The sequence below is a fragment of the Paenibacillus tianjinensis genome (assembly GCF_017086365.1).
Taxonomy (GTDB): domain Bacteria; phylum Bacillota; class Bacilli; order Paenibacillales; family Paenibacillaceae; genus Paenibacillus_AQ; species Paenibacillus_AQ tianjinensis.
The window spans coordinates 3,991,864-4,017,592 of record NZ_CP070969.1; the positions used below are offsets into that span (position 1 = coordinate 3,991,864).

27 protein-coding genes, 1 riboswitch and 1 other annotated feature are annotated in these 25,729 nt (G+C 48.2%); of the genes, 11 read left to right on the forward strand and 16 right to left on the reverse strand.

Annotation, left to right across the window (positions count from 1 at the left end; all coding sequences use genetic code 11):
• Positions 1-11: 11 nt before the first annotated feature.
• From JRJ22_RS18210 to JRJ22_RS18265, 12 genes are all read right to left on the reverse strand, one after another.
• On the reverse strand, positions 12-1,052 hold the full coding sequence (locus tag JRJ22_RS18210; protein ID WP_206100853.1) for an NAD(P)H-dependent glycerol-3-phosphate dehydrogenase: 1,041 nt from the start codon (positions 1,050-1,052) through the stop codon (positions 12-14).
• Positions 1,045-1,662, reverse strand: a complete 618-nt coding sequence (gene plsY / locus JRJ22_RS18215; protein WP_206100854.1) for a glycerol-3-phosphate 1-O-acyltransferase PlsY — start codon at positions 1,660-1,662, stop codon at positions 1,045-1,047. Before plsY ends, JRJ22_RS18210 begins: the two co-directional genes overlap by 8 nt.
• Before the next feature lie 12 nt (positions 1,663-1,674).
• On the reverse strand, positions 1,675-3,000 hold the full coding sequence (der, locus tag JRJ22_RS18220; RefSeq protein WP_054941374.1) for a ribosome biogenesis GTPase Der: 1,326 nt from the start codon (positions 2,998-3,000) through the stop codon (positions 1,675-1,677).
• A 184-nt stretch (positions 3,001-3,184) separates the two neighbouring features.
• Positions 3,185-4,498, reverse strand: coding sequence for a 30S ribosomal protein S1 (gene rpsA / locus JRJ22_RS18225; RefSeq protein WP_232380886.1), 1,314 nt, complete (start codon positions 4,496-4,498; stop codon positions 3,185-3,187).
• 169 nt (positions 4,499-4,667) lie between these two features.
• Positions 4,668-5,255, reverse strand: a complete 588-nt coding sequence (locus JRJ22_RS18230) for a lysophospholipid acyltransferase family protein (RefSeq protein ID WP_054941376.1) — start codon at positions 5,253-5,255, stop codon at positions 4,668-4,670.
• Positions 5,252-5,962, reverse strand: coding sequence for a (d)CMP kinase (gene cmk, locus JRJ22_RS18235; RefSeq protein WP_206100855.1), 711 nt, complete (start codon positions 5,960-5,962; stop codon positions 5,252-5,254). Before cmk ends, JRJ22_RS18230 begins: the two co-directional genes overlap by 4 nt.
• 186 nt (positions 5,963-6,148) lie before the next feature.
• Entirely contained in the window at positions 6,149-6,802 is a 654-nt protein-coding gene (locus JRJ22_RS18240; protein WP_187388791.1) for a flagellar brake protein, read from the reverse strand.
• A 148-nt stretch (positions 6,803-6,950) separates the two neighbouring features.
• Positions 6,951-8,309: a germination protein YpeB gene (gene ypeB, locus JRJ22_RS18245; protein WP_206100856.1), complete on the reverse strand. Its 1,359-nt coding sequence runs from the start codon at positions 8,307-8,309 to the stop codon at positions 6,951-6,953.
• Positions 8,310-8,421: 112 nt separating this feature from the next.
• Positions 8,422-8,568 (reverse strand): hypothetical protein, encoded by a 147-nt coding sequence (locus JRJ22_RS18250; RefSeq protein ID WP_206100857.1) that lies wholly within the window; start codon positions 8,566-8,568, stop codon positions 8,422-8,424.
• A gap of 76 nt (positions 8,569-8,644) precedes the next feature.
• Positions 8,645-9,340 (reverse strand): glutamic-type intramembrane protease PrsW, encoded by a 696-nt coding sequence (gene prsW / locus JRJ22_RS18255; protein ID WP_206100858.1) that lies wholly within the window; start codon positions 9,338-9,340, stop codon positions 8,645-8,647.
• A 123-nt stretch (positions 9,341-9,463) separates the two neighbouring features.
• Complete coding sequence (locus JRJ22_RS18260; RefSeq protein ID WP_206100859.1) at positions 9,464-10,078, reverse strand: genetic competence negative regulator; 615 nt, start codon at positions 10,076-10,078, stop codon at positions 9,464-9,466.
• 220 nt (positions 10,079-10,298) lie between these two features.
• Positions 10,299-10,667 (reverse strand): hypothetical protein, encoded by a 369-nt coding sequence (locus JRJ22_RS18265; RefSeq protein WP_054941381.1) that lies wholly within the window; start codon positions 10,665-10,667, stop codon positions 10,299-10,301.
• Between the two features lie 85 nt (positions 10,668-10,752).
• Between JRJ22_RS18265 and JRJ22_RS18270 the strand changes: the two genes are divergently transcribed.
• The 3 genes from JRJ22_RS18270 to JRJ22_RS18280 all read left to right on the forward strand — a co-directional run bounded on the left by JRJ22_RS18270 (position 10,753) and on the right by JRJ22_RS18280 (position 12,966).
• Positions 10,753-11,682 (forward strand): polysaccharide deacetylase family protein, encoded by a 930-nt coding sequence (locus tag JRJ22_RS18270; protein WP_408637840.1) that lies wholly within the window; start codon positions 10,753-10,755, stop codon positions 11,680-11,682.
• A 118-nt stretch (positions 11,683-11,800) separates the two neighbouring features.
• Positions 11,801-12,103 (forward strand): helix-turn-helix domain-containing protein, encoded by a 303-nt coding sequence (locus JRJ22_RS18275; protein WP_076139116.1) that lies wholly within the window; start codon positions 11,801-11,803, stop codon positions 12,101-12,103.
• Positions 12,100-12,966 (forward strand): IS3 family transposase, encoded by an 867-nt coding sequence (locus JRJ22_RS18280; protein WP_179088996.1) that lies wholly within the window; start codon positions 12,100-12,102, stop codon positions 12,964-12,966. Before JRJ22_RS18275 ends, JRJ22_RS18280 begins: the two co-directional genes overlap by 4 nt.
• Before the next feature lie 66 nt (positions 12,967-13,032).
• Here the strand turns inward: JRJ22_RS18280 and JRJ22_RS18285 are convergent, their stop codons facing one another.
• Genes JRJ22_RS18285 through JRJ22_RS18295 form a run of 3 tightly spaced genes read right to left on the reverse strand, consistent with a single transcriptional unit; the run spans position 13,033 to position 14,821 of the window.
• Positions 13,033-13,866 carry a metallophosphoesterase gene (locus tag JRJ22_RS18285; protein WP_206100860.1) on the reverse strand — a complete coding sequence of 278 codons (834 nt, stop codon included), beginning with the start codon at positions 13,864-13,866 and terminating at the stop codon, positions 13,033-13,035.
• Positions 13,860-14,231, reverse strand: a complete 372-nt coding sequence (locus JRJ22_RS18290; protein WP_206100861.1) for a hypothetical protein — start codon at positions 14,229-14,231, stop codon at positions 13,860-13,862. Before JRJ22_RS18290 ends, JRJ22_RS18285 begins: the two co-directional genes overlap by 7 nt.
• Complete coding sequence (locus JRJ22_RS18295) at positions 14,228-14,821, reverse strand: CPBP family intramembrane glutamic endopeptidase (RefSeq protein WP_206100862.1); 594 nt, start codon at positions 14,819-14,821, stop codon at positions 14,228-14,230. The genes JRJ22_RS18290 and JRJ22_RS18295 overlap by 4 nt, the downstream gene beginning before the upstream one ends.
• Positions 14,822-14,886: 65 nt before the next feature.
• On the opposite strand from JRJ22_RS18295, the gene JRJ22_RS18300 reads away from it, so the two are divergent.
• Positions 14,887-15,795, forward strand: a complete 909-nt coding sequence (locus tag JRJ22_RS18300; RefSeq protein ID WP_206100863.1) for a hypothetical protein — start codon at positions 14,887-14,889, stop codon at positions 15,793-15,795.
• A 110-nt stretch (positions 15,796-15,905) separates the two neighbouring features.
• Positions 15,906-16,132: a binding site (T-box leader), on the forward strand.
• A 240-nt stretch (positions 16,133-16,372) separates the two neighbouring features.
• Positions 16,373-17,965 carry a phosphoglycerate dehydrogenase gene (gene serA / locus JRJ22_RS18305; RefSeq protein WP_206100864.1) on the forward strand — a complete coding sequence of 531 codons (1,593 nt, stop codon included), beginning with the start codon at positions 16,373-16,375 and terminating at the stop codon, positions 17,963-17,965.
• Between the two features lie 76 nt (positions 17,966-18,041).
• Here serA and JRJ22_RS18310 read toward each other — a convergent pair whose 3' ends face one another.
• Complete coding sequence (locus JRJ22_RS18310) at positions 18,042-18,890, reverse strand: SDR family NAD(P)-dependent oxidoreductase (RefSeq protein ID WP_232380887.1); 849 nt, start codon at positions 18,888-18,890, stop codon at positions 18,042-18,044.
• A gap of 141 nt (positions 18,891-19,031) precedes the next feature.
• On the opposite strand from JRJ22_RS18310, the gene JRJ22_RS18315 reads away from it, so the two are divergent.
• The 6 genes from JRJ22_RS18315 (at position 19,032) to JRJ22_RS18340 (ending at position 25,681) form a co-directional block, all read left to right on the forward strand.
• Positions 19,032-20,003, forward strand: coding sequence for a helix-turn-helix transcriptional regulator (locus JRJ22_RS18315; protein WP_206100865.1), 972 nt, complete (start codon positions 19,032-19,034; stop codon positions 20,001-20,003).
• A 105-nt stretch (positions 20,004-20,108) separates the two neighbouring features.
• Positions 20,109-21,359, forward strand: coding sequence for a methyl-accepting chemotaxis protein (locus JRJ22_RS18320; protein WP_206100866.1), 1,251 nt, complete (start codon positions 20,109-20,111; stop codon positions 21,357-21,359).
• A 445-nt stretch (positions 21,360-21,804) separates the two neighbouring features.
• Positions 21,805-21,898, forward strand: a riboswitch (cyclic di-GMP riboswitch).
• Positions 21,899-22,008: 110 nt separating this feature from the next.
• Positions 22,009-23,652: a thiamine pyrophosphate-binding protein gene (locus JRJ22_RS18325; RefSeq protein WP_206105201.1), complete on the forward strand. Its 1,644-nt coding sequence runs from the start codon at positions 22,009-22,011 to the stop codon at positions 23,650-23,652.
• 72 nt (positions 23,653-23,724) lie between these two features.
• On the forward strand, positions 23,725-24,093 hold the full coding sequence (locus JRJ22_RS18330; protein ID WP_206100867.1) for a carboxymuconolactone decarboxylase family protein: 369 nt from the start codon (positions 23,725-23,727) through the stop codon (positions 24,091-24,093).
• 215 nt (positions 24,094-24,308) lie between these two features.
• Positions 24,309-24,653: a hypothetical protein gene (locus tag JRJ22_RS18335; RefSeq protein ID WP_206100868.1), complete on the forward strand. Its 345-nt coding sequence runs from the start codon at positions 24,309-24,311 to the stop codon at positions 24,651-24,653.
• A 35-nt stretch (positions 24,654-24,688) separates the two neighbouring features.
• The gene (locus JRJ22_RS18340) at positions 24,689-25,681 is read left to right on the forward strand and encodes a 3-oxoacyl-[acyl-carrier-protein] synthase III C-terminal domain-containing protein (RefSeq protein WP_206100869.1); all 993 of its coding nucleotides are present in this window, start codon (positions 24,689-24,691) and stop codon (positions 25,679-25,681) included.
• Positions 25,682-25,729: the final 48 nt, after the last annotated feature.

Sequence of the window (25,729 nt, forward strand, 5' to 3'; positions counted from 1 at the left end):
GTGAACAGTCCTCAGGAATGCCACTGCTCCCAGGTTTCCTGTGAGATAGCTTCCATTTCCGTCTTGCGGTCACGGCCCATCAAGGCTTCTACTGCGCTGCGGGGTGTTCTTCCCTTGAACAGCACGTGATAGATCTGGTCGGTAATCGGCATCTGCACGCCCAAATTCAGTGAGATCGCATAGGCCGCCTCCGTCGTACGAATTCCTTCTACAACCATGCCCATCGAATCCAGCACTTCAGCAAGCGCTTTACCTTGTCCCAGCATCCAGCCTGCACGCCAATTACGGCTATGCTGGCTCGTTGCCGTCACGACCAGGTCACCGAGTCCAGCCAGACCGGAGAAGGTCAGCGGATTCGCCCCCAGCTCGACACCAACGCGGGAGATTTCAGCGAGTCCGCGGGTCAGCAGCGCTGCTTTGGCATTATCACCGAAGCCAAGACCATCCGAAAGACCGGCGCCAAGGGCGATAATATTTTTTAGCGCTCCTGCCAGCTCTACCCCCAGCTGATCGCGGTTGGTATAAACACGAAAATCGTTGTTAATGAACAGTCCCTGTGCAATGGCAGCCCGCTCTTCATCAGCCGAAGCGACAACAACCGTTGTCGGACAGAGACGGACGACTTCCTCGGCATGGCTGGGCCCGGAGAGAACCACAATCTGACCTTCACTGCACCCCAGCTCTTCGGAAATCACGGTTGACATCCGCTTCTTTGTTTCCGTCTCAAAACCCTTCGTAGCATGAATACAGAGCATATCTTCCTTCCAAAAGCTCTTTAAGCTGCGCGCCACTTGACGCATACCGGATGACGGTGCAACAATGACTACTGCTTTCGAACCATCCACTGCTTTTTCCATGTCTGTAGTGGCAATGATGTTCTTGGGTAAAGACACTCCGGGTAAAAAGTGTTCGTTCGTATGTGCCTCATTAATCTCGGCAGCTTGCTCAGGCCTACGTGTCCATAGATAAACTTCCGAGTGGTTAGCCGCCAGCACAGATGCCAGCGCAGTTCCCCAACTGCCCGCGACCAGCACGGTTACTTTATCAGACAACGCGATTCCCCTCCTTGACTTTGGAGCCGATTTTATTCTCTCTTCCCTGAGAGATTTTTACAATATTGCTGCGGTGCCGCCAGAAGGCAAAAACAGCGATAATCAGGCTGCCCCAAAGCTCTGGAGCCGTGAATCCGGTAAACAGGAGAAAGACCGGAGTAAGCGCCACAAAAATAAGTGAGCCAAGAGACACATAACGGGTGAACACAATAGCCAGGATTGCAAGAATACCGGCAGTCAGCGCAGGCCAAAAGCATAGTGTGGCCATCACGCCAATCGTTGTCGCAATCCCCTTCCCTCCACGGAAGTGAAAATAAAGCGGCCAATTATGCCCGATAATGGCAGCAATACCGCAGGCTACGGCCACCCAGCCTCCCCAGCCGCCGGCCCAGGTTCCGAGCCAGACGGCAGCAATTCCCTTCAGTACGTCAAGAACCAGCACCAATATAGCCGGTCCTTTCCCCATCACTCTAAGTGTATTGGTAGCTCCGGCATTCCCGCTTCCATAATGGCGGATGTCGATCCCCTTGAGCAGCCGGGCAAGTAATACACTAAAGCTGACAGAGCCAAGCAAATAGCTTACAACGATAACCAGAAGTTCAAACGCCACTACTCTTCTCCCCTAACCTTCGTTTTCGGATTTGCGCCGCGTAAATAGACGAATCGGTGTACCTTCGAAATTGAACGCTGCACGGATTTTGTTCTCCAAATAACGTTCATAGGAGAAATGCATCAGTGACGGATCATTTACGAACACAACAATCGTCGGCGGCTTCACCGCAACCTGGGTTACGTAGTTGATGCGCAAACGGCGTCCTTTATCCGTAGGCGGAGGGTTAATCGCTACAGCATCAGATACCACATCATTAACCAGATGCGTCGTAATCCGCAATGCATGCTGCTGGGCAACATGCTGTACAACCGGGAGCAGCTTCTGAAGACGTTGTTTCGTAAGTGCTGACAAGAAAACAACCGGAGCATAGGTCATAAACAGGAAGTGGTCGCGGATGGTGTTCTCAAAGTTCTGCATTGTCTTGTCATCCTTCTCGACAGCATCCCACTTATTCACCACGAAGATCGAGGCTTTCCCTGCATCATGGGCATAACCGGCAATATGCTTGTCCTGGTCGATAATGCCTTCCTGGCCGTTGATGACAACAAGAACTACATCTGCCCGCTCAATAGCACGCATGGCACGCATGACACTGTATTTCTCTGTAGTTTCATATACTTTGCCGCGTTTACGCATACCCGCTGTATCAATCAGGACATACCGCTGTCCATCCCGTTCAAAAGGAGTATCTATCGCATCGCGTGTAGTTCCGGCAACATCACTGACTATAACGCGTTCTTCACCGAGAATAGCGTTCACGAGCGAGGATTTCCCTACGTTTGGACGTCCAATCAAAGCTACACGAATCACATCTTCATCATATTCTTCATCTTCCTTTTCCGGAAGCTTTTCAGTAACCGCATCCAGCAGATCGCCGATTCCGGTACCATGGCTGCCGGAAATACCGATCGGATCGCCAATTCCGAGGCTGTAGAATTCATAGATGTCTTCCGTACGCTTCATATTATCCACTTTGTTGATCGCCAGCACGATCGGCTTGCCGGACCGGAACAGAATCTGCGCTACCTCTTCATCTGCATTCGTAAGACCGCTTTTCGCCTCACACATAAAGACGATGACATCCGCTTCCTCGATCGCCAGCTCCGCCTGAACGCGGATCGATTTCAGAATCGCATCTTCACCGTCAATCTCAATTCCTCCGGTATCAATGACACTGAAGGATTTACCGTTCCAATCGGAAACGCCATAAATCCGGTCACGCGTAATCCCCGGTTTATCTTCTACAATGGCCAGTCTATCACCAATCAGCCTGTTAAATATCGTCGATTTTCCGACGTTAGGCCTGCCTACAATGGCCACAACGGGTCTTGCCATATTCATTCCTCCTGTCTTCCTTACGATTTCATCATAGCAAAAAACAATTCAATTGGAAAACACAATCGGCGAACCCCCAAATGAGGGCCCGCCGATTACTTTACCCGGTATGACACCAAATATAAGACACATAAGTCACCCTATGCGGTATCCTTATATTTCTGTGTAAACATAAATTAAGGGATTAGTTATTGCCCTTGAATTTGTCCAGCTTGTCGCCGAAACGTTCAGCCAGAGTGAAGCTGAGGCCTTCGTTGCTGAGCGATACGTTAGGATTGTTTAGCACTTCCTTAGGCGCTCTGTCTCTGCTCTCTCTGCGTTCAGGTCTAGCCGTAGGAGCCGGAGCTTCTTCGGTTTCCTTGATGCTGAGGCTAACACGCTTCTCGGATGGATTGAAGTCCAGAACCTTCACTTGAACTTCTTGTCCTTCCTTAAGAACTTCATGCGGAGTGCCGATGTGCTTGTGGGAGATTTGCGAGATGTGCACAAGGCCTTCAACGCCTGGAAGCAGCTCAACAAATGCGCCGAAGTTTACAAGGCGTTTAACTTCGCCTGTTACTACATCGCCAATGTTGATTTTGCCGGCAGCGGAATCCCAAGGACCTGGAGCAGCCGCTTTGATGCTGAGGCTGATCTTGCCTTTTTCCGGATCCACTTTAAGGACTTTAACGCGAACTTTGTCGCCTTCAGATACAACATCAGATGGTTTTTCCACGTGGTTCCAAGCGATTTCGGATACGTGAACCAGACCGTCAACGCCGCCTACATCAACAAATGCGCCGAATTGAGTCAGACGTTGTACTGTACCTTCGATGATTTGTCCTTCGGACAGCTCGGACATAATTTTTTGTTTGTTGGCTTCGAATTCTTCTTCCAGTACTTCTTTGGCAGACAGAATAACCTTGCTGTTCTCGCGGTCGAGTTCTTTCACTTTCACGCGCAAGGTGCGGCCTTTGTAGTCACTGAAATCTTCTACGAAGTGACGTTCAACCATGGATGCAGGAATAAATCCGCGAGCGCCAACGTCAGCCACAAGGCCGCCTTTGACAACATCAGCCACAGTAACTTCGAATGCTTCTTGGGAAGCAAAATACTTTTCAAGATCTTCCCATGATTTTTCGCTGTCGATCGCACGTTTGGAGAGCACAAGGCTTTCCTTATTGTCGTTGATGCTGACTACTTTGCATTCCACTTCTTGTCCAACTTCAACCGCTGCAGCAGCGTTGTCCAGCTGTACGGAAGAAAGTTCGCGAATCGGAATCACACCGTCGTATTTATATCCAATGCTTACATAAGCTTGGTTATCTTCGATTTTGACGATTGTTCCTTTCACGGTATCGCCTTTTTTCAGAGAAATGATTTCCAAACCTTCTTGGCTAGTCACTTCTTCTTCATTGCTGGCAACAGGCACAGTGGATTCCACAGTTTCCGTTGCTTCTACGGTTTCGTTGTTCTCAACATTCGCCGCAGCTTCCTGATTTCTTGTTTCTTCAGACATGTGATTACCCTCCTCGATTCAAAACCCCATTTATTTAAACCCGCGTAGCGCAGAGTTCAAAACAATCATTACATGTAATACCACTTGTATTTTTAAGTTAGTATGTTCCAAAAAATAGCGGTTATGCCGTTATTCCTCAGCATTCGTAAAAAGCTCAAAGCTAACGGAGCTATTTCGTACTGGGCTTGCCGGTCTTACTCATCTCATGGATCCGTCCCATAATTACGTCGGTAACTTCTTCAAGAGATTCGCTGCCTGCTCCGGCAAATGAGCTGAGATCGATGGGTTCCCCATAAATAACGGTCATTCGGCGGAATGGCTTATAAGAACCGATAATAGCGGCCGGAACAACTGCTGCGCCGCTGCGAAGCGCAAAGCTTGCTGCGCCTTTCTTAGCAACACCAGAATCAGAGTTACGCGTTCCTTCCGGAAAAATGCCCATAACATGTCCGCTGCGAAGCGTATTAAGGGCCGTTTTAATGGATTCTTTGCTTACGCCGCCACGTTTGACAGGAAAAGCGCCCAGTTTGTCTATGAGCCAGCCCAGCACCGGAACCTTGAACAGTTCGGCCTTGGCCATATACTTGACCTGACGTTTCAGCTTAATCCCGATGGTCATCGGATCAAGCAGGCTGATATGGTTCGCGCAGAGCAGTACCCCGCCCTCCTTTGGCACATTTTCTTTTCCCACAATCTTGAGCGGGAACAGGATGGCATAAATCAAGCGAAGCAATCCACGGCAAATAACATAAATCATGAATGATTTCTCTCCCCGTTAACATGAGATCTGCAGTGGGAGACAATAGCTTCCACGGCTTGATGGATATCCATATAGGTCGTGTCAAGAAGAATAGCATCCTCTGCACGGCGCAGCGGTGAAATCTCCCGTCCTTCATCAAGACGGTCACGGGCTGCAATATCGTGTTCAAGCTGCTGGAGAGTCACTGTTTCCGCATCTTTCAGCTCCTTGTAACGGCGGAGGGCACGTTCCTCCACACTTGCCGTCATGAAAATCTTCACTTCGGCATCCGGCAGTACGGTCGTACCGATATCGCGGCCATCCATGACAACCCCTTTGCGGAGTGCCATCTGACGCTGCAGATGACTGAGTCTGGATCTTACGCCTTCGAGTTTCGAATACTGCGATACTTGACCGCTGACCTGAAGACTGCGGATATGGGGGGTTACGTCTTCCCCATTAATGAGCACCTTCTGTACATCTTCCTCCGGAATAAGCTCAATTACCATATCGCGGACGAGATCATCCACCTGTTCATGGGCTTCCGGCGGTATGCCTCGACGGAGCATATACCAGGTAATTGCGCGGTACATAGCACCCGTATCAACATAAATGTAAGACAGCTTGCGTGCTACCAATCGGGCTACAGTACTCTTGCCTGCCCCGGCAGGTCCGTCGATGGCGACGTTAATTCTGTCGTTAGTATGTGTCCCCTGCCTATCCAACGGGGCATTCCTCCTCAAACACTCTTTCGTCCAGAAACAGGGCAAAGCCGCATATTTCCAGGGACTTACTGATATTATCAAGAAAAAAGCAGGCATTGCCTGCGACTTATAAAATTATACCACAGTTTGGAACACAGTGCAAAACAGCATATACCCCTAAACGCATACAAACATCCGTAAAAAGAGTCAGCGGTTACGGAAATCAAACTGCCGTTCAAAGCAATAGCGGATAATTTTTTGCCGTTCTGCATCGGAAATGGACGAGAACTTCAGCATAACAAGACTGCGTCCGTTCTCGAGCGGCTTCATCCGCACAATTTCCCCTTCAAAATTCGCATGCTCCGTGCTGCCGTTGCGGTAAGGAAGGAGCAGCCAGCAGCTGAGCTTGTCGGAAACCGCAAGCTTAACCTTGGCATCGCTGAGAAATGAAGTTCCTCCGCCCCCGATATCATCGGTCCGGACGAGAAAGCGGCTGCCTAGAGCATCCTTCACAGCCAGCTCAAGCTCAGCGTTAACGCGCAGAAAGCTGCGGCGCTGGATTTTGAAGATAGATTCCGCTTCCGGCTTGCGAATCCTTACCATACGAATCACATCTTCTTTAAATCCGATAACATGAGTACTGAAATAATTCTTAATCCCGCCTTCAGTAATAAAGTATGCGGAGAGCTCGTCCCCCATAAACAGCTTTTTCAGCCGACCCTTATCCACCTGCATCGGAATTTCAATCAGAAAAGCATCATCCTCCATATCCGCGATTCTGGATCGGTATTCGATCTCCGTTTCCGCCGGATCACTGGAAGCTACCTGTATGTATAGATGTTCATTAATTTTGGGATACAAACCTGTCACCGCCACAATGTTAGTAAGTTGATCTGTTTTTGATTATATCATGGCCTTTAGACACCGGGTTAGCAAATATTATGAAAGTTCAGAATTTTAAACAAAATAGGAGGGGTCCTCTAGGGATGCCCTCCTGCTTCATTAGAACTTATTTATCCTGTGCTCCTGAGGAAGTCCGCACCTCTTCCACTGCCTCTTCATTTCCATCCGCAGCATTCAGATAAATCCGGTATTGTGAACCGTTGATTTTGCCCCCGAATTCATACGTAAGAAGCTCCACAGCATCTTCATTTTCAATCCAGGCCAGACGGTGGTATAGCTCTTTGAATTCCGGGTTTAAGTGTTTTCTGGCCTCCGCAAGCGATAGGGCGGGTTTAGGGATTTCGCGTTTGTCCTGATGTTCTTTGACAAAGTCGCTCGCCTGGAAACCGGTAGGATCCCCTGTATCCAGCGCAACCCGTACCGTCATTTTCTCGGGATAGATCAGCACACCGTTCTGGCTGCTCACAAAGGTCAGGTTCCCTAGATTATCGTAACGGTCCGCACTGACTGCAGTCATTCCCGGATAACCCTTTTTCTTCAGGAATTCGCCTGCTTTAGTTACCGCCTGTTCCATCGAGACTTTGGCCGGACCGACCTCGCGGTTATCATTATACGAAATCAGCAGCCCGCCTTCTCTTGTAAAGTCCATGCTGATCGGCTGCTGATGATTGGGGCTGGATACCATTGCCGTAAATGAAGCCCACTCGGTGCCTTTTCCGTTCTCACGGACATCCACCTTCTCATTACCGCCGATGTCGGCAAACTTCACGGCTTTTGCCTTGATTTCCTCTGCAGTAACCGGCTTGCCCCCGATTTTCTTCACGGAACGTTTGTCATAAATGCTGGCCACGGATGGTCCCCAGTCCAGTTCGGGATAGGCTGCAACCCGTTTATCCACTGTTTTAAAACCGTCAATAATCGTATTATCCTCAGCCTTTTCCTCAGTCGCGAGCGCCGACTCCACATCCATCCAGCGCAGCTTATTGCCAATTACCTTCTGCTGCACTTCCTGCAAATCCTTGGATATTTCGCCGGAATTTTTATAGAGCGCCTTGAGGTTCCCCAATTCGGCTTCTGTCAGCGGCTTTTTCGTGAAGTCACGGACAGCGGCTTTATAAGAGAAGTTTGCGATTTTCGAAAGAAATTCCTCCGTCTCACTGAACGGCAGCAATGTAAGCGGAAGCTGATTGATTTCATTCTGTGCCTCACTGGTTAACCGCCATACATTAACGAGGCCTTTGCGGTGCATTCCGTTCGAGGAAGCGTTCACTGCAAGGGTGTTTCCGAGTTCACCATGAAGCCGCTCCACATGAAAAGAAAGATCATGGAAGGCTCGCTGATACTGATTCTCTGCTTTGATTAGAATTGAGTTTTTCTCCTGGTTCTCCTGATATCCCCAGACCAGCGCTCCCACCAGCAACAATGCGGTAAGCGGGAACATTATGGCACTTAATCTTTTGTACATAGGGCTGCAAGACTCCTTTCGGTAGCTTATTGCCGTTAGTTTGACAATAACTGAGAAGAGTTATGCACCTTACAGGCCCGCAAAAAAAAGAGAATACTTCCAGAGCTCCGGTTCAGGCCCGTTCTTCAATCTCAAAACCGCTGCTGCTGCTGCACAGGCACTGCTTGAAGCCGGTCTGTATCACTCCGTGCTCCTTGTTCCCTCTTAATATGTAGGTTTCACCACACTGCTTGCAGACAATCCGCACTTTTACACGCAAAAAAAGACACCTCTCTCCTCTCTGGAATTCCTTGCTTACGGAACTTTCCGGGTAAGATTAAGTGTGTCCATCTCAATTATAGGTTAACCTCTTCCTCACGCTTCAAAAAACGGAACGGCGAGCGGCTGTTGGCCAGCGCCACCTTCCCCATGCCTCCATACCATAATAAAGCCATCAAAGGTACGATAAACCAAATCCAGTAATTCGCTGTAGTACTTAGTATAAAGTCATAGATTCCGTGCCACAGCCAAGGCAGCAGGAGCGAGACAAGCAGGATCCCCCTCGTTTTGTTCCCCTTCGAGAACTTGGCCCTGCCCATGTGATATCCCATAACAACTCCGAACATCGCATGTCCCGAGACCGGCAGCAATGCCCTTATAAACATTGATCCGATAGAAGCATGGCTGTACCAGGCATACATTATATTCTCAATTGTTGCGAAGCCTAGCGAAATCGCTACGGCATATAGTATTCCATCATATGGCTCGTCAAATTCGGTATGATTGTAAATCATATGGTACAGCACAAACCACTTCAAGCATTCCTCTACTCCTGAGGAGATGAGGAACGAGTCGACATAGGGACCTCCACTCAGCCCCAGCACCAGGCCCCTCTGGATGATCATAACCGGAAAAACAATCAACAGGCCGAGCAAAAATACCTTTATGACCATATGCAGCGGTTCTTGATCATACTTATCTTTCAGATAGAAAAAAGTCAGCAGCGCAAGTCCCGGTGCCACTGCCGACGTAATGACCGATAACAAAAGCACCGAATAACCTCCCCGAGCTTATCTCTCCTATCTGTTACCGCAAAACCCGGCGGTATGCAGGAAAGTCATATTTCAAAACTAGAGGAAAGGGCCGGGCCTCAGGCCCGGTCTCTCCTCAACCGCTTATTCCTGGCGCTTAAAATGAGTGCATAATAACTGGATTGCATTCTCAGCCATTACGGTCTTTCCGTATTCATCTAGAACAGCTTCTGTAACAGGGGACGAATCCCCGAACTCCGACAATACGGCTACAATTCCCGTAAGGACATTTTCTTCATATTCCTTCGGATCGAAGTAGAGGTACCATTTATCATTATAAGAATACAGTTTTCCCTGGGAAGTAATATTGCCGATGAGCACATGAGCCGCTTCAATCAAAACCTCAAAATCGCGGAATGCATACACAATGGAGTCGCTTTGTTCTAGAGTAACTTCCATTTCGTAAATCTCTTCAGGCATTTCTTCTTCCCCGGCTCCACCGTACTGATGGTGATCATATTTCCCCCGGGTCACAATAACGACCATACCTTGCGCGGGCAATGCGAACACTTCTACGGCAAGCGGACCTGTAGCGTCAAAACCAAGTTCACTATACGCCTGATCCATCATTTCCGTAAAAAGGTCATGCACCTTGGGAACTTCCTGCCACATATCTTCCTTCTGGATGCCCCGCTCGCTCAGGTCGTCAAAAGTGAGGAAAATCCGTATCTTATCTTGACCTAATCGCTCTATTCTCATGACAGGATCCTCCTTTTGCAAGCTCATTTAATATTAATGTATGATGAGTCCCGAGTAATGAGCCAAAAATGGTTACTATGTATGTATGTTATCATTTTGGCGCTGTAAATGCACGTAAATAAATATTTTTATGACCCATTTATTCCGGCATTCTGATAAAAAAAGAATCATTTTGCGGATGGAATCATCCCCAAAATGATTCTGCAATGTTGCTTTGCGGTTACAAACCGGGTATTGCTGTATGAGTTTCTTTAAGAATTTGCTCTACCTCATGTTTTACATCAGGATTGCTGCGGATGAAATCCTTAAGCATTTTAAGATTGGATTCCTTGGATTTAATCGCAGACTCCTTGTGGTCGGCATTGCCGGCAGCCTTATGCTCAGCAGTGTCATTGGCGCCGCCCGTTTGGGTGCTGCCGAATCCGGTCATCGCCATACCCATAATTTTGTCCCGTGCCTTCTCCCCTGCACCCTGCATCTGGCCGCCCGGCTGCAGGAGCGAGGACATCATGGTACTGCGTTTTTTGGACATCATCATACTGGCGGCTGCACCCAGCATCACTCCGCATAGAAATGACGAAGTATTCATATCTCTAACCTCCTTGTATGGTAAAATCATGCTTAGTGTTCGCGGAAAGATTCCGGCTCATACAACCAAACAACAAGAAAGCGAGATGAAAAAAGTGGGTAAAGCAATATCAGCGCTCCTGCTGGCAACTCTACTGCTGTCTGCTTGCAGCAGCGGGAACAACGGGGACACTACAGGGAGCAGTGTAATGCCATCTGCCACCGCTACCCAGGAAGCTTCAGCAGCACCAGCTGACCAGGGTAAGAGCCCTGCAGCACCAAGTCCTTCTCCTACCTCTGAAGGCACAGGAGGAAGTGAATCAGCAGCCGCAACGGCTACCTCCGGAACAGCAACGGCACAGCCCAGTGAAGAACCGGCTGCAGCAGAAGTCCCGCTGCTGTACCATATGAACAAAAATTACGACATTGTCCCAAATGAAGAAAGTACGAATAAAAAAGTGGTCCTGCTTACCTTTGATGACGGTCCTAAGGAAGCGGATATGATTAATTCACTGATCGACACGCTGGATAAACATCAGGCGAAGGCAATCTTTTTCGTGAACGGCTACCGCGTGAAGGAGCATCCAGAACTGCTGAAGCTGATCCACGACCGCGGCGGCATTCTAGGCAATCACAGCTGGGATCATATTGTCCTGAAAGATAAATCGTACAGCGAAGTAAAGAAGCAGATTGAGAATGTGCAGACTATCGTGAAGCAGGTTACCGGCGAATCCCCGGTATTCTTCCGTCCGCCGCACGGTGCAGGCGGGGATGTCGGCAAAAAGGTAGCTGCAGAGAACGGCCTGCTTTATATGACCTGGTCTGTCGGATCACTGGATTGGGAAATGAAAGAGAAGGAACAGGGGAAAACCGATACACTGATCAAAAATGTGACAGACCAGCTCCATTCCGGCAGCAATATTCTGATGCATGAGCTTCCATGGACTGTGGAGGCACTTGATAAGCTGCTTACCACACTGGAAGGCAAGGGATACACCTTTGTCGACCCGCGAAGCATTGAGCTAAAGATGCGCTAAGCATAAAGTACTCCCCCCCAAAAAAAGGGATCCGAGGCACTATTGAAGTGCACCCCTTAGAATAGACATTGGAAAAACCCCAGGGTAAATCCGATGTAATTCTAGGGGGTGCATTTTTATGCCAGCTAAGAAAGGTCAGAAGTTTAAGCATTATCCTGAGTCTGTGAAAGTAGAAGCTGTTCGACTGTTTATGGAGGAAGGATGGTGCTGCAGAAAGATTACAGAACACCTGGATATTAATGACAGGAAGCGTGTCAGTGTCTGGGTGAGGAAGTATCGGGCAAAGGGAAAAGACTCTTTTCAGGATAGACGTGGAGATCCGCACAGGTCTGAAACAGAGCAAGAGCGAGAACTACGTCGTTTACAGTTGGAGGTAGACGTTCTAAAAAAGTGGTTACAAATCTTGAATCGGGAGGGTTGAAGGATAGATATGTTGTCATCGACGAACTGAAGCATAAGCAGACCGTAAAGGAACTCTGTGGATATTTAGGGGTCCACAGAAGCGGTTACTATGCTTATCTGAAGCGCAAGGAAAAGGATCCAGACCAAGAGTTGAAACGTAAGATCAAAGCCATATACGAGCAACGGGACAAGACGGTAGGATACCGTCGGATACAGGATGAGTTATACCGCCAATATCACCTTGTCGTGAATCACAAGAAGGTTTTACGACTCATGCAGGAGCTTCGTATTAAGGCGATTATACGCCGTAAGTACGTCCATAGAACAACCTATGAGGCAGCAGTTTCGGATGGAAGAGTCGCAGAGAATCTACTGAAAAGAAATTTCAAAGCGGATAAACCCAACCAGAAATGGGTAACGGATGTTACACAATATCGGGTATTCGATGAGAAAATTTACTTATCAGCCATCAAGGATTTGTGGAATAACGAGATCGTCGGATACCACATTAGCAGATGTAACGACAATCCACTTGTATTAGAGACGTTTAGAAAGGCCTTTGAAACACATAAAGACGTGACTGGACTGATCGTTCACAGCGACCAGGGATGCCAGTACACGTCCCATGCATACCACGACATGCTGCCACAGGTTGGCGCCCAAATCAGCATGTCACGCCGAGGAAATTGTTATGACAATGCCTCCATCGAGAGCTTCTTCTCTCATCTTAAAGTCGAAGCACTCTATCCTTATGATATACGAAGTATCGCTGAGGCACAAAGAAGAATTGAGGAGTATATACGTTTTTACAATGAAGATAGAGCACAACGAAAACTAAACAAGCTGACTCCTGTTGAGTACAGGAATCAGCTTGTAGCCTAGGTCTTTTTTCAATGTCTACTAAATGGGGTCTTGACCACTATTGCCCGGGATCCCTTTTTTTTACGTTTACTTTAGTGTACGCAGCGTCAGCACATGAATTTCGGCAGGACTGCGCCAGCGGATCGGGAGATGTGCTGTACCGAAACCGCGGCTGATCAGCAGCTTGGCATCGGCTCCGGTTCCGTCTTCCCGGGGAATGCTGTATTTGCCGGCATTATATGTACGATAGAACGGATCGGTATGCATTTGCAGGCCAAACGGCAGAATAACCTGTCCGCCATGCGTGTGCCCGGCAAGGACAAGCTCCGCAGGAACGGAGGATTGCTTCGAGAGCCACAGCGGGTCGTGTACGAGAATGATCCTGCAGTAAGGTACAGCAGATAAAGGAGCAAGCGGTAATGGGGCATACTTTTTCCTGCCCCCCTGCCTAGGGAAATCCACACCTGTCAGCAGCAGCTTGTGCCCTTTCCGTTCGAGAAAGACGTTCTCATCCATAAGCAGTCTGGCTCCGCTGCCGCGGATAATATTATCTACAAGTAGCACCTTTGCCTTGTAGTCATGATTTCCATGAACGGCATATACAGGAGCAATCGAACACAATAATTTCATATTATCAGAAAGACGGCTTAGCGGATTCCCTTTCTCAGTGATATCGCCGCCCAGGAATACGGCATCGATCTCCCCGCCGAGGGAGGCTTGTAAGGCTTTGGGAAGCCGTCTGCGGTGGATATCCGTAATAAACAAAATACGGAAGCCGTCAAATCCCGGAGGCAAAGCATCCAGGACTATTTCCTCGGCAATAATTCTATGCTTGAAAGCGGCAGCTAACATTATTGATCCAAAGATGCAGAGCGCAAGAACAGCAGCTGCCGCTATGGCTGTCATCCAGGCGGTTACCATAACGTCCTCAGCTCAGGTGCGCCTTCAATTCCCCACCAGACAAGCGATGCAAGCAGCAGGACAAACATAAAAATCAGCGAGTTGACGAATATTTTACTCAGGCGGATGCGTTCAGAAGGATAGCTCCGGGAGCGGGAAGGCGTATCTTCCGCCTCCTGAGTTGTCTGGCGGTTCCCTGCAGCCTTCGGTGAAGCTGCCGCATATTTCGCTTTTCTGGACAGCGTTCCAGGCACCGGTACAACCGGTTCATTCTGCGAAGAGGCTGATAGGGTTGTACTCCTTGCTTTTTCCCTCTTGAGTTGAGGCTGGTCTTTGCGATTATTTTGTTTACGGCGGGATTTCACCCGGCTTAATTCCTCGCTCATGATTCCCTCCTGTAGCGGATCACTAGCCCTGAGAACAGATCGATCAGGAAATGACATAATATAGGCGCCCACAGGGTTCCTGTGTGGATGTAAATATATCCCAGGCCATAGCTACTGAGGAACACCCAGCCGGTCGGAATAAAGTGGCGCAAATAACGCACATGAATCACTGCAAACAGAATGCTTGTCCAGTAGGGTCCGAATGCGTGCTGGATAGCTCCCCTGAACAACAGCTCTTCGCATACGGCCACCATGGCCGCGATAATGATGATGTGCCAGAGCGGCCTGCGCCCGAATAAAAGGTCATTTATGCCTCCGTCATCCATGCTTTCTTCCGGTACGATATGGGTTAACAAAAAATCCACAATCAGCATAATTCCCGCTAAACCAAGGCCCCAGAGCACAAATTTGGCGCTGCCGGGAAAAATTAATATGTCAAACGGATTTCTTTTCTGCAATAATATCCATATCAAACCGATAAATAAGGTAAGCCCCTGTGTAATATAGAGATTGAGCAGAAGCAGCTTATCCGTAAGATGCTGAGGGTCGGCCTTTTTGATTTTGATATCGCCAAATTTAAATTTTTTCATGGTAACCTGCCTGTTCTAAATTGTTTTTACATAAGATAATTTTCCTAGAAGAAGGAGCACTAATTATGAATAGCCGTACCTCCCGCACTCAAATGTTGTATACCTTAAGTTTTCTATTTTTCCTGATTTGCGCATTTGCCGCATTTTTCACGGGAGTGAAGGTTGGAGCTGACAAGACAGAAGCAAAATATTCTCATCTTAACGATGCTGAAGGGGCTGTGGAGGAATTTTCAGGCTCATACCAGCAGCAGGATCTTGTTACTTTCTATCATAACGTATTTTTGCCTTACCGGGAATTCAAGCGGAATTGGAACAATGAAGTAGAAAATCTCGCACGCAGCACGGATGCACGTGAGAACGCGGCAACGCTGAAAAATCTCAGTATCCTGGCGGACAAGCAATATGACAAGGTCAGCAAGGACTCGCTGTTCACCAGTTCACCGCTTTTGTTCCAATCCCAGCTTAACATACTTAAAAGCCTGACGCTCTTCTCCCAGGCTTCGAGCAAGGTTACCGCAGGGACATCCGGCGCCGAAACAGCCAAAATACTGAAGAACGACACTTTTACTGCAAGTGCTATTAAATTCGGGCTGCTCGGTCAAAAAGACTTCTACGATTCCATGCTCAAATGGGGTTCCAAAACGAACAGCAGTATCCCTGCTGAGGCCGGGGAGCTCAAAACGCTGTCCTTCGTTGCATGGAAAAAGATGCCTCTCCTGCTCAAGAATTCGACTATCGCGAATATTATGCTGAACCGAAAAATATATGGCGGATACGATCCTCAGGATATTACAGCGAAGATCGATGACATGATCTATTCCGGCACAGCCAGCTCACTGAAACTGAAGGACGTCCAGTCTTCGGTCACCCTGTTAATTTCAACGGGCGCTATACAGGAGCAGGACTTCATGAAATGGCGGGAACAGTACTATGGCAAGGAAATCATGCCGCAGCTGCCCTTCTTTTACGAGTAGAACCAGCTATTGCATCATAACGAAAAATGAAATTCACTTCAAGGCGGCCCGGCGAATAAGCCTATTGACACATCTGGCATCACCATGTTACATTATGAAAAATTAATCACGCAAAACCGATGAAGGAACAAAGATTCTGGTAGTCTTCAGAGAGCCGGTGGGTGGTGCAAACCGGTGGCGGACAGAATTTTTTAGCGCTCCTGAGATATTGTATCGAACGAATAGTAGGTGCAATCGGATCATCTCCGTTATCAGTGTGGCCTTTGCAGGCCAATGAGGCTGCTTCTTAACAGTTGCAGTGAATTAGGGTGGTACCACGATAACTCTCGTCCCTTACTACGGCAGTAGTATGGGGTTGGGGGTTTTTTTGTTACCCAAATTCATGATTTTTGGCTAAAAGGCCCACTGTCCGTGTTTCTGGTATTCCTGCACGCTTTCTCTTTTATGCGACAGCGCGTTACTCTGTTATTTTGACAATGCTTTACAACTGTTATTGAGGAATCTGGTACTGTGGACGCCTCATGAGGGCATCCTTAGGCATATTAAGCTTTCTAACTTTTAAGGGGGATAAGAAACCATGTTTAAAGTATTAGTATCGGATCCGATCAGTGATTTGGGCATTCAGCAATTGATGGACGCAAACGATGTAGTTGTGGACAAGAAAACAGGACTGAGCGAAGATGAACTGATTGCCATCATTGGCGAATATGACGGTCTGCTTGTCCGCAGCCAAACGACGGTTACCGAGAAAATAATCGCTGCCGGCACCAACCTGAAAGTTATCGGCCGTGCCGGAGTCGGAGTTGACAACATCAATCTGGAGGCGGCTACGCAGCGCGGTGTCGTAGTTATTAATGCTCCGGACGGAAACACCATCACTACCTGTGAGCATGCCTTTGCCATGATGATGGCGCTGGCCCGCCACATTCCGCAGGCTTACGCCAAAACCATAAACGGTGTATGGGACCGTAAAACGTTCCTTGGCGTTGAGCTGCGCGGCAAGACACTCGGGGTGCTTGGTATGGGCCGGATCGGCAGCGAAGTAGCCAAGCGCGCCAAAGCATTCGGTATGAACATTCTTGCCTATGACCCATTCCTGACGGCTGACCGTGCGGAGAAGCTAGAGGTGAAGCTGGCCTCGGTCGATGACATTGTACGCGGTGCTGATTTCATTACTGTACACACTCCGCTGACACCTGAAACACGCCACATGATTTCCCGCCCGCAATTCGAGGTTATGAAAAAGGGCATGCGCATCGTTAACTGTGCCCGCGGCGGTGTTATTGATGAAATGGCGCTGGTTGAAGCAATCGACAGCGGCATCGTTGCCGGAGCAGCCTTTGACGTTTTCGAGAAGGAGCCGCCGCAGGCTGATCATCCGTTCCTGTCCCATCCGAAGATCATTGTCACTCCGCATCTCGGCGCTTCGACCGTTGAAGCCCAGGAGAACGTCGCCATCGACGTATCTGAGCAGGTTCTGAATATCCTGCGCAACGAGCCGTTCATCAATGCCGTCAACATCCCGCCGGTTGCTCCAAGCGTAATGAACAAGCTTCAGCCGTACTTCACGCTCGGCGAGAAGCTGGGAAGCTTCGCAACACAGCTTACCCACGGTGCTATCAGTGAAATCAACGTTGAGTATGCCGGAGACCTCTCCGATGTGGATACCCAGCCACTGACCCGTTATATTGTCAAAGGCGTGCTGTCCCGTCACTTCGCGGGCGATGTAAATATCGTCAACTCTATGCATTTGGCTAAAACCCGGGATGTTAACGTAATTGTTACGAAATCCCCTAAGACCAAAGGGTTCACTAACCTCATTACCGTTACTCTGAAAGCCGATCCGGACGAGGAACGCCTGGTAGCCGGCACCCTGCTGCAGGGATACGGCGAGCGTATTGTCCAGGTGAATAAATTCCCGGTTGACATTGCTCCGGAAGGCCACCAAATTCTGATCTCCCATAACGATAAACCGGGAATTATCGGCCTCGTCGGCACATTGCTGGGCGAAAACGACGTCAATATCGCATCCATGCAGGTGGGACGCAAAATCGTCGGCGGTGCGGCAATTATGCTTCTGACCGTCGACAAGGCAGTACCGCAGCAAGTTCTGGTTAAGCTGGCAGGTTTGCAGGAAATTAACACTGCAGAAGAAGTTATTCTGCTGTAGAATCTTTAAGCAACAATAAAAAACGCCCGTTTGGAATACGGCTGGATTGCCGTCCATTCCAAACGGGCGTTTATCTTTATTCGGGGACGTGAAAGACGGGCACTATACGTCCGTCAATATCCGTGAATCCGTATTTCTCCGCCAGCTCCCCTACCTGCAGTGGAATTCCTGTCAAAGCCATCTTATCAGCATCCGCGGCCAGGGCTACTACTGCCCGGCCTATATACGCCGTAGATTCACTTGACTTCAGTTCCTCCACCTCCTGCCAATGTGCCTCATCTGTACCAAGGCTCTCCAACACCAGCTCGGTCCGCATCCATCCGGGTGAAAGCGGAATAACGGCAATTCCGTCCGCAGCGAGTTCAACAGACAATCCGTAAGCCATGCGGACCAGCGCATTTTTGGCCAGATCATAATATAAATTACCGATGTATTTATAACGGTCCCAATAAGTGGTGTGAATAATTAATCCTCTACTGTCCTGATTACTGCGCATTAGCGGAATCGCATAATAATTAGTCATCAGCTGCGCCTTGACACCAGCATCGAACATATTTCCCCAGTGTTCTGTCGGTAGCTCCCAGAACGGTTTACTGTCAATCGGGAGTTCATTACCACCCCATACATTGTTGACCAGGATATCAAGTCTGCCCTGTTCTTTAGCGATCTGCCGGACAACACTCTCTGTCTGACTATCCTGAGTGTGGTCACAGCGGATAGCCGCACCCTCGCCTCCACTAAGGCGAATCTCATTTATTACACTGTCTACTGTCCCTTTCCGTCGCCCTTCCTGCTGGGCACCGGAACTTCTGCCGGTTAGATAGACGTAAGCACCCGCTTTGGCCAGTTCCATCGCGATCCCCCTTCCTGCTCCTCTGCTTGCTCCGGTAACCAGTGCTACTTTTCCCCGCAGATTTATCAACATTATCTCGCTCCTCTCCATTTACAGTCCTTAGTATTGTTTCTCCACTTTCGTAATTATTGTAACGCTTATATATGACACCAATTGACATATATATGTGGTACACTGAAAAAAAAACAGTTTAGAAGAGGAGTTAGTGACTTAATGAGAGCAGACCGCTTATTATCCATAATGCTTCTGCTGCAAAGTCGAGGCAAACTCAGCTCACGTGAGCTTGCACGTATGCTTGAGGTCTCTGAGCGGACCGTTATACGCGACATGGAGGCGCTCAGTGCCTCCGGAGTCCCTGTGCTGGCAGAAAGGGGCCGTGATGGCGGCTGGATGCTTGCTGAAGGCTACAGAACTTCCTTGACAGGAATGAAGCCGAATGAGATTGGCTCTTTGCTCCTGACAGCAGATGCTTCTATCTTAGAAGCGCTGGGAATTCAGGATGATTTCTCTTCTGCTGTCCGCAAACTGGAAGCAGCAGCCAAACCTCAAGACTCTCCGCTCCAATTTCTGAGTTCGCGTATCCATATCGACGGTGCCGGATGGCATCCTTCTGGTGAGTCTTATCCTTTCCTTACACTGCTGCAGGAAGCTATCTGGGAGAACCGAAAAGTATCGCTCACTTACAGTAATGGCGATGAATGCAAGGCTAGGCTGATTTCTCCGCTGGGACTTGTGGCCAAACGCGGTGTCTGGTATGTCGTTGCCGAAAGCAGCAATGGAATGAGGACCTACCGGGTTTCCAGAATCACCGATGCCGAAATCACCTGCGATACATTTACCCGTCCGTCAGGATTTGAGCTGGCCCGCTATTGGGAGGAATCCACATCCTCCTTCAAATCAACACTGCCCCGCTACCCTGCCACCTTGCTGCTCAAGGAAACTGCATTAGCGTCGCTTCAGCAGGAGCGGTATGTATCCGTCACAAGCATCGAGCCGTCCTCCAGAGCCGGCTGGCTGACAGTCCATGCTGATTTCCAGACACTGGAATCTGCCTGCAAAATGATATTGTCCTTAGGACAACAGACTCTGGTAACCAGGCCTCAGGAACTAATTGACATTGTGATGACCAGCTTGCGGGAAACCATCACCTTATATGAAGAAAGAATGCAACAACCCTTTCTTTAGACATGGTTAATTGATGATTTATGTCAGTTCTTACAATAGACTGATCCCCCGTTAATCACCTATAATATTACAATACACACCATATTTTTTAGGGGGAACTTTATTATGAACTGGATGACCAAGCTTCCGTTAAAACAGAGAATTGTTGCCGGTTGTTATCTTGTCGCTGCATTATTTGCTGTCCCGGTTTTAATCACGATGGTGATTATGGGCAAAATCATTCTCGGCATCGTACTCGTTGCCGCACTGGCCGGTCTGACTTATCCGCTTGCGCGCTATGTAGAGAGAACGCTTACATCCTCTTTTGACGATATTTCCAATGTAACTCACACGATTGCAAAAGGTGACTTCACCCTGAGGGCAGACGAAAACGGATCTATGGGCGAGGTCAGCCGTTCCTTCAACACTATGATTGACAAGCTGAAGAAAATTCTTACAGAGGCTTCACAGATCACCCGCCATGTAATGGATGCCAGCAGAGGCATTGAGGACAAAAACCACAATCTAAAAATAGTAATGGCACAGGTTGCTTCTTCCTCCAATGAACTTGCCCAGGGGGCAAATGAAATTTCCGTGGACATTGCAGATATGACGGATTCGATCAAAGATATTGAAACGAAAGTATCCAACTACACAAGCTCTACCAAAGAAATGAATAAACGATCTATACATACGCTTGAACTGGTCGAAAAAGGCAGGCTGTCCGTTGATACCCAGGCAGAAGGCATGCGCAAAAATATTGAAGCCACGAACAAGGTGGCTAGCACCATCGAGACGCTCTCACAAAATGCCCGCGGCATTTCGATGATTGCTAAGAGCATTACTGAAATCGCCGAGCAGACCAATCTGCTGTCACTGAACGCCTCGATTGAGGCTGCACGTGCGGGTGAGCATGGACGCGGTTTCGCCGTTGTCGCTCAGGAAGTACGAAAGCTCGCTGAAGAGTCCACTTCCTCCACCAAAGAAGTCTTCAGTCTGGTCCGCAGCATTGAAGCCGATATCAAGCAGGCTGTGGAGAATATCGCAATCAATGAAGAAGTGGTTCAAGTACAGAATGAGATGATCGTCGAAACGGCACATATTTTCTCGCAAATCGTTCAAAGCGTCCAATACATAACGGAACAAATCTCTGCCTTCTCTGCGGAGAGTGACCTCATGCTGGAAAGTGCGCTCAAGATCTCCAGTGCCATTGAAAATATATCCGCGATCACCCAGCAGACTGCAGCCGGCACTGAAGAAGTATCCGCAGCCATGAATGAGCAGATTAACGCCTTGCAGTCCGTAGCCGATGAGACCGATAAAATGACCCAAGCGGTCTTCCAGCTGCAAAAAACCATTCATATTTTCAAATTTTAATTTACTTAATTCCATTGCTGCCGCTTACCTTAAGCGGCAGTTTTTTTGTGTCTTTACCCTCCGCATAATTTGATTTACTCATAGAAGTAACTGACTATAATGCTTTGCACTTCTCCTCTGCCGCTCCCTTACTTCTTAATAATAACCAGTACGTCTCCGTTTAGGTCTTTTCCCCCAATTAATCTAATTCACATCATGAATTTACAATCACTCTATATAAATAGTACATATAGCCCATTTCTTTTTTGGTGTTGGAAGCTTATCCCTATCTTCACTAACCGTTCAAGTAGTGGTTAGCATTTGCATTATAAGACATTTTTTTCATTCCATATATCCCGATTAAAGTTCTGCAATTCGTCAATTTCTGATTTTTTCCGCAGAAAATATATTGACAAAGATAGAGTTAAAAATATATTGTAAAGTAAAATTATCCAATGAAAATTTAAACAATTATTGGCAAAATTCTCCGAAAGGGAATGACGCAAAGCCATGGATCTACAGTCTCATTTTATCGGGACCAGGACAGCCAGGTTGCCTAAGAGCCGGAACGTTTGAGACCTCTCACGTTCTAAATGACTATTTAAGCAACCGCCTGTACTCCCTGAGTACAGGTTTTCTATTTTCGTAAGATAAATACACAATGGATAGGGTGGAGCTTTTGAAAACAGTCGCAGATTATATGGCTGAGGCACTACGAAACCTCGGTGTAACACATTCCTTTGGTATCATTGGCAAATCTATTTGTCCTGTTGTTCTCAAAATGGTTGATTACGGCATTGAGTTTATTCCAGGAAGACATGAATCAAGCTCCGGATTCGAAGCCGCCGGCTATGCTCTTAAAACCGGTAATCTCGGGGTAGCCTTCGGCACCTCAGGACCCGGCGGAACGAATTTACTCACTGCTGCAGCCCATGCCAAGGCGAATAACCTTCCTGTCCTGTTTATTACCGGACATCAGTCCATAAAGGAGCTGGGGATTCCCCAGTGTCAGGATTCCTCATCCTATCTGGCGGATCTGGCAGAGATGTTCAGACCCGCTACGCTATTCAGCAAGCTGGTAGAGCGCGGCGATCATTTCAGTACCCTCTTTAATCATGCTGTCTCTATTGCTTTAGGCGGTCAGCGTGGACCGGTCCACTTATGCCTCCCCTTTGATGTCCAGACCGAAAGGCTCGAAGAATGCCGAATTGTGATTCCTGAGCGCGAGCCCGTCATCAGCATCGCTAATTTCGAGCGGGTAGTCTCCGCCATTAATAAGGCCTCTAATCCTCTTATTGTCGCTGGTAAGGGCGTCAATCGATCCGGTGCCCACCAGGAGCTTGCGCAGCTGGCGGAAACGTTCAATATTCCTGTGGTTACTTCTCCCGGGGGCAAAGGCGCCATTGCCTGGGATCACCCGCTGTATCATGGCCCGGTCGGTGTGGGAGGATGCAGTCATGGTGATGATTTGCTGAATAGCAGCGACCTGTATATTGTGCTTGGTTCACGCCTCAGTGATATGACCATCTGTAATCTTAAGGCGGAGAATCATCCGGCTACCCTGATCCAATTCGATGTCGATCCTACTTATGTCGGTAAAATTCTGAACTCACAGACTATCCCGGTTAGCGGTGATGTTCGTGACAATCTGGCTTACTACCTGCAGAATATCGATAGAGATACTATTAAAAAACATGAAACAAAAGCCGATGTTCATTATGCAGAAAAATTACCAGTACTGCCTAAACTTTCACTTGCTTCGGTAATGAGTACATTTAGTGACCTGATCCCATATAACAGTTCAGTTTTTGTGGATGATGGCAGCCATGGCTTCAATGCCGTGAAATGGTACAACGTGAAGAAACCCGGCAGCTTTATTTTCGATGCTTATTTTGCCTGCATGGGCAATGCCATCGGTATGGCTATAGGCGCTAAAGTTGCTGCGCCGGAAGAAACGGTATTCTGCATTACCGGAGACGGCTGCTTTATGATGCTTGGCGCGGAAATAAACACCGCAGTGTGCAAAAACATTCCGGTTATTTTTATCGTGGTCAACAACATGCAGCTGGATATGGCTCTAAAGGGTATGGAAAAAACAACTGGCAGAATCGATGGCACGATCTTCGAAGTTCCGATGGACGCAGTGAAATTCGCCGAATCACTCGGAGCGACCGGCTACAGATGCGAGACAGCTGACCAATTCTCTGCGGCCGTAAATGCTGCTGTAGCGTCAAACCGGGTAGCTGTTATTGAGCTGCTGACCGACCGTGATGAAATGCCTCCAACGGCCCACCGCACCTTAAATCTCAACTAACCGGATTCACCGGCACAACTCAAACCTGTCATGTTCTTTCGAAATGCTATCAAATTTCAGGAGGTATCTTCAGTGGAAAATACGGTTAACAGCGGTCTAAAGCACTTCTCCAATCTGTCCGGTGACTATGGCGCCAAAGCTCTGGCTCCAATTAAAGAGCATTTTCCGGAATTGGCTGAGTACATCATGGGTAATGCTTACGGTGACATTTTTCAGCGCACTACGATCGGTTCTGACTGGAAGGAAATTGCCGTCATTTCCTCTCTGATCACCATGGGACAGTTTGAGCAATTAGGGGTTCATTATGTGATGGCGCTGCGAGTCGGTATGACCGTGGATCAGATCAAAGGGATCTTGCTTCATCTAGTACCGTGCGTCGGTGCTCCGAGAATCATTTCCGCCTTTAATGTCCTGCTTGCCACACTCGAAGAAATCCAATAAATTGATTAGCGGCATTTTAATGCATGATTCGACTTTTTTCTTGCACAAATGAGAATATTATGGTTATATTAAGGCAAATTATCCCATTACCTAAAGTTTCTTGTCGAAAACCGACTTAAAACTTCTAGTTTTTGGATATATAATAGCCGACCAATGCTGGCCGGCTGCATATTTTGCAGAAGACACACACATTCAATTTTGGGAGAGATGAGCACATGGGTAAATTTATTTTGAAAACCGATTCTGTTAACAAGGTCATTAATGTCGAATTAGAAGGTACCTTCTCCAATGAGGACGGCCTTAAATCGATTCAAGCCTATCAGCAGACGGTCAATCCGATCACACCATCTGAATATTCTCTGCAGATCGACTGCAGAAAGCTAAATGTTACTGCTCCAGATGTTGTGCCGCTGCTGGAAGGCTGCTTCATCATGTTCAAAGCAGACGGTTTCGAAAAAGTAAGCCTGACCCTTGAAAACAATCCGATCCTCAAAATGCAGCTCGCCCGTCTTGGCCGCAAAGCAGGACTAGAAAACCTGGAAATCACTTCGATCGTTTAAGAGCATTACTCCACTAACTTTACAGGAGGGCTACCATGGCCGGAATACGTATTAAGGATATTGATATCTATCATCCAAGTAAAAAGATTGATAATGACTTTTTCATACAGCATTTTGATGAAAAGGGTATAGATATCCGCGGACTCCTGACAGCTCTGGGCCGTGAGAGCCGCTACAGTATTGACAACGAGGAAGAGAATTCCCTGACTATGGCCTTTGAGGCAGCAAGCAATGTACTGGACAAGACAGGCCTTACCGGTGCTGACATTGACCTTATCGCTTATGCCAGTCAGACTCCTGAATACATCTTTCCTACGAACTCGCTGATGATTCACCGGCTGATCGGCGGTGCCTCCCATACCATTTGCATCGACAGCAATGCGAACTGCGCCGGTATGACCGCTTCTGTAGAACAGGTAAGCCGCCAGATGATGGCTAACCCGAGAATCCGCCGGGCACTGGTTATCGGATCGGACCACGTGGCGCCGCATGCCGACAGGAATGATCCGGTCTACTATGCCAACTTCGGAGACGCTGCCGCGGCAGTGATCCTCGAGCGTGATGAGAATTCCGTTGGCTTCATCGATTCCATTTACCAGACAGACACCTGCGTCTATGGCAATTCGATGTTCCCTGCAGAAGGGATGGCGAACCTTGGCCGCCGCGGGGTAGGCAAAGGTGAGTTCAACGTAAAGTTTATTCCTTTTGACGATTCCATTTGTGTGGATGCAGCCTCAGAGTCTATCAATACGCTTCTGAGTGATAACGGGATTGCTCCTGAAACCATTAAAGCGGCATGCTTCTCCCAGTTATCCCTGCCAAACATTCGTGCCGTATCTGACAAAACCGGTATCGGCAGCGACGCTGCCGTCTATATCGGCGATGAGTTCGGCTATACTTCGACGAGCAGCCCCTTTGTCGCTCTTCATAAAGCAGTGACTACCGGCAAGATTGAGCGGGGCGACAAGGTTCTTTTCTGGACGGTCGGCGCCGGCTGGCAGAACGTAGCCTTTGTGATGGAATACTAAGCACTTATTCATTGAACTAACCAAAAAGCAACCTGAAGGCTAGCTATA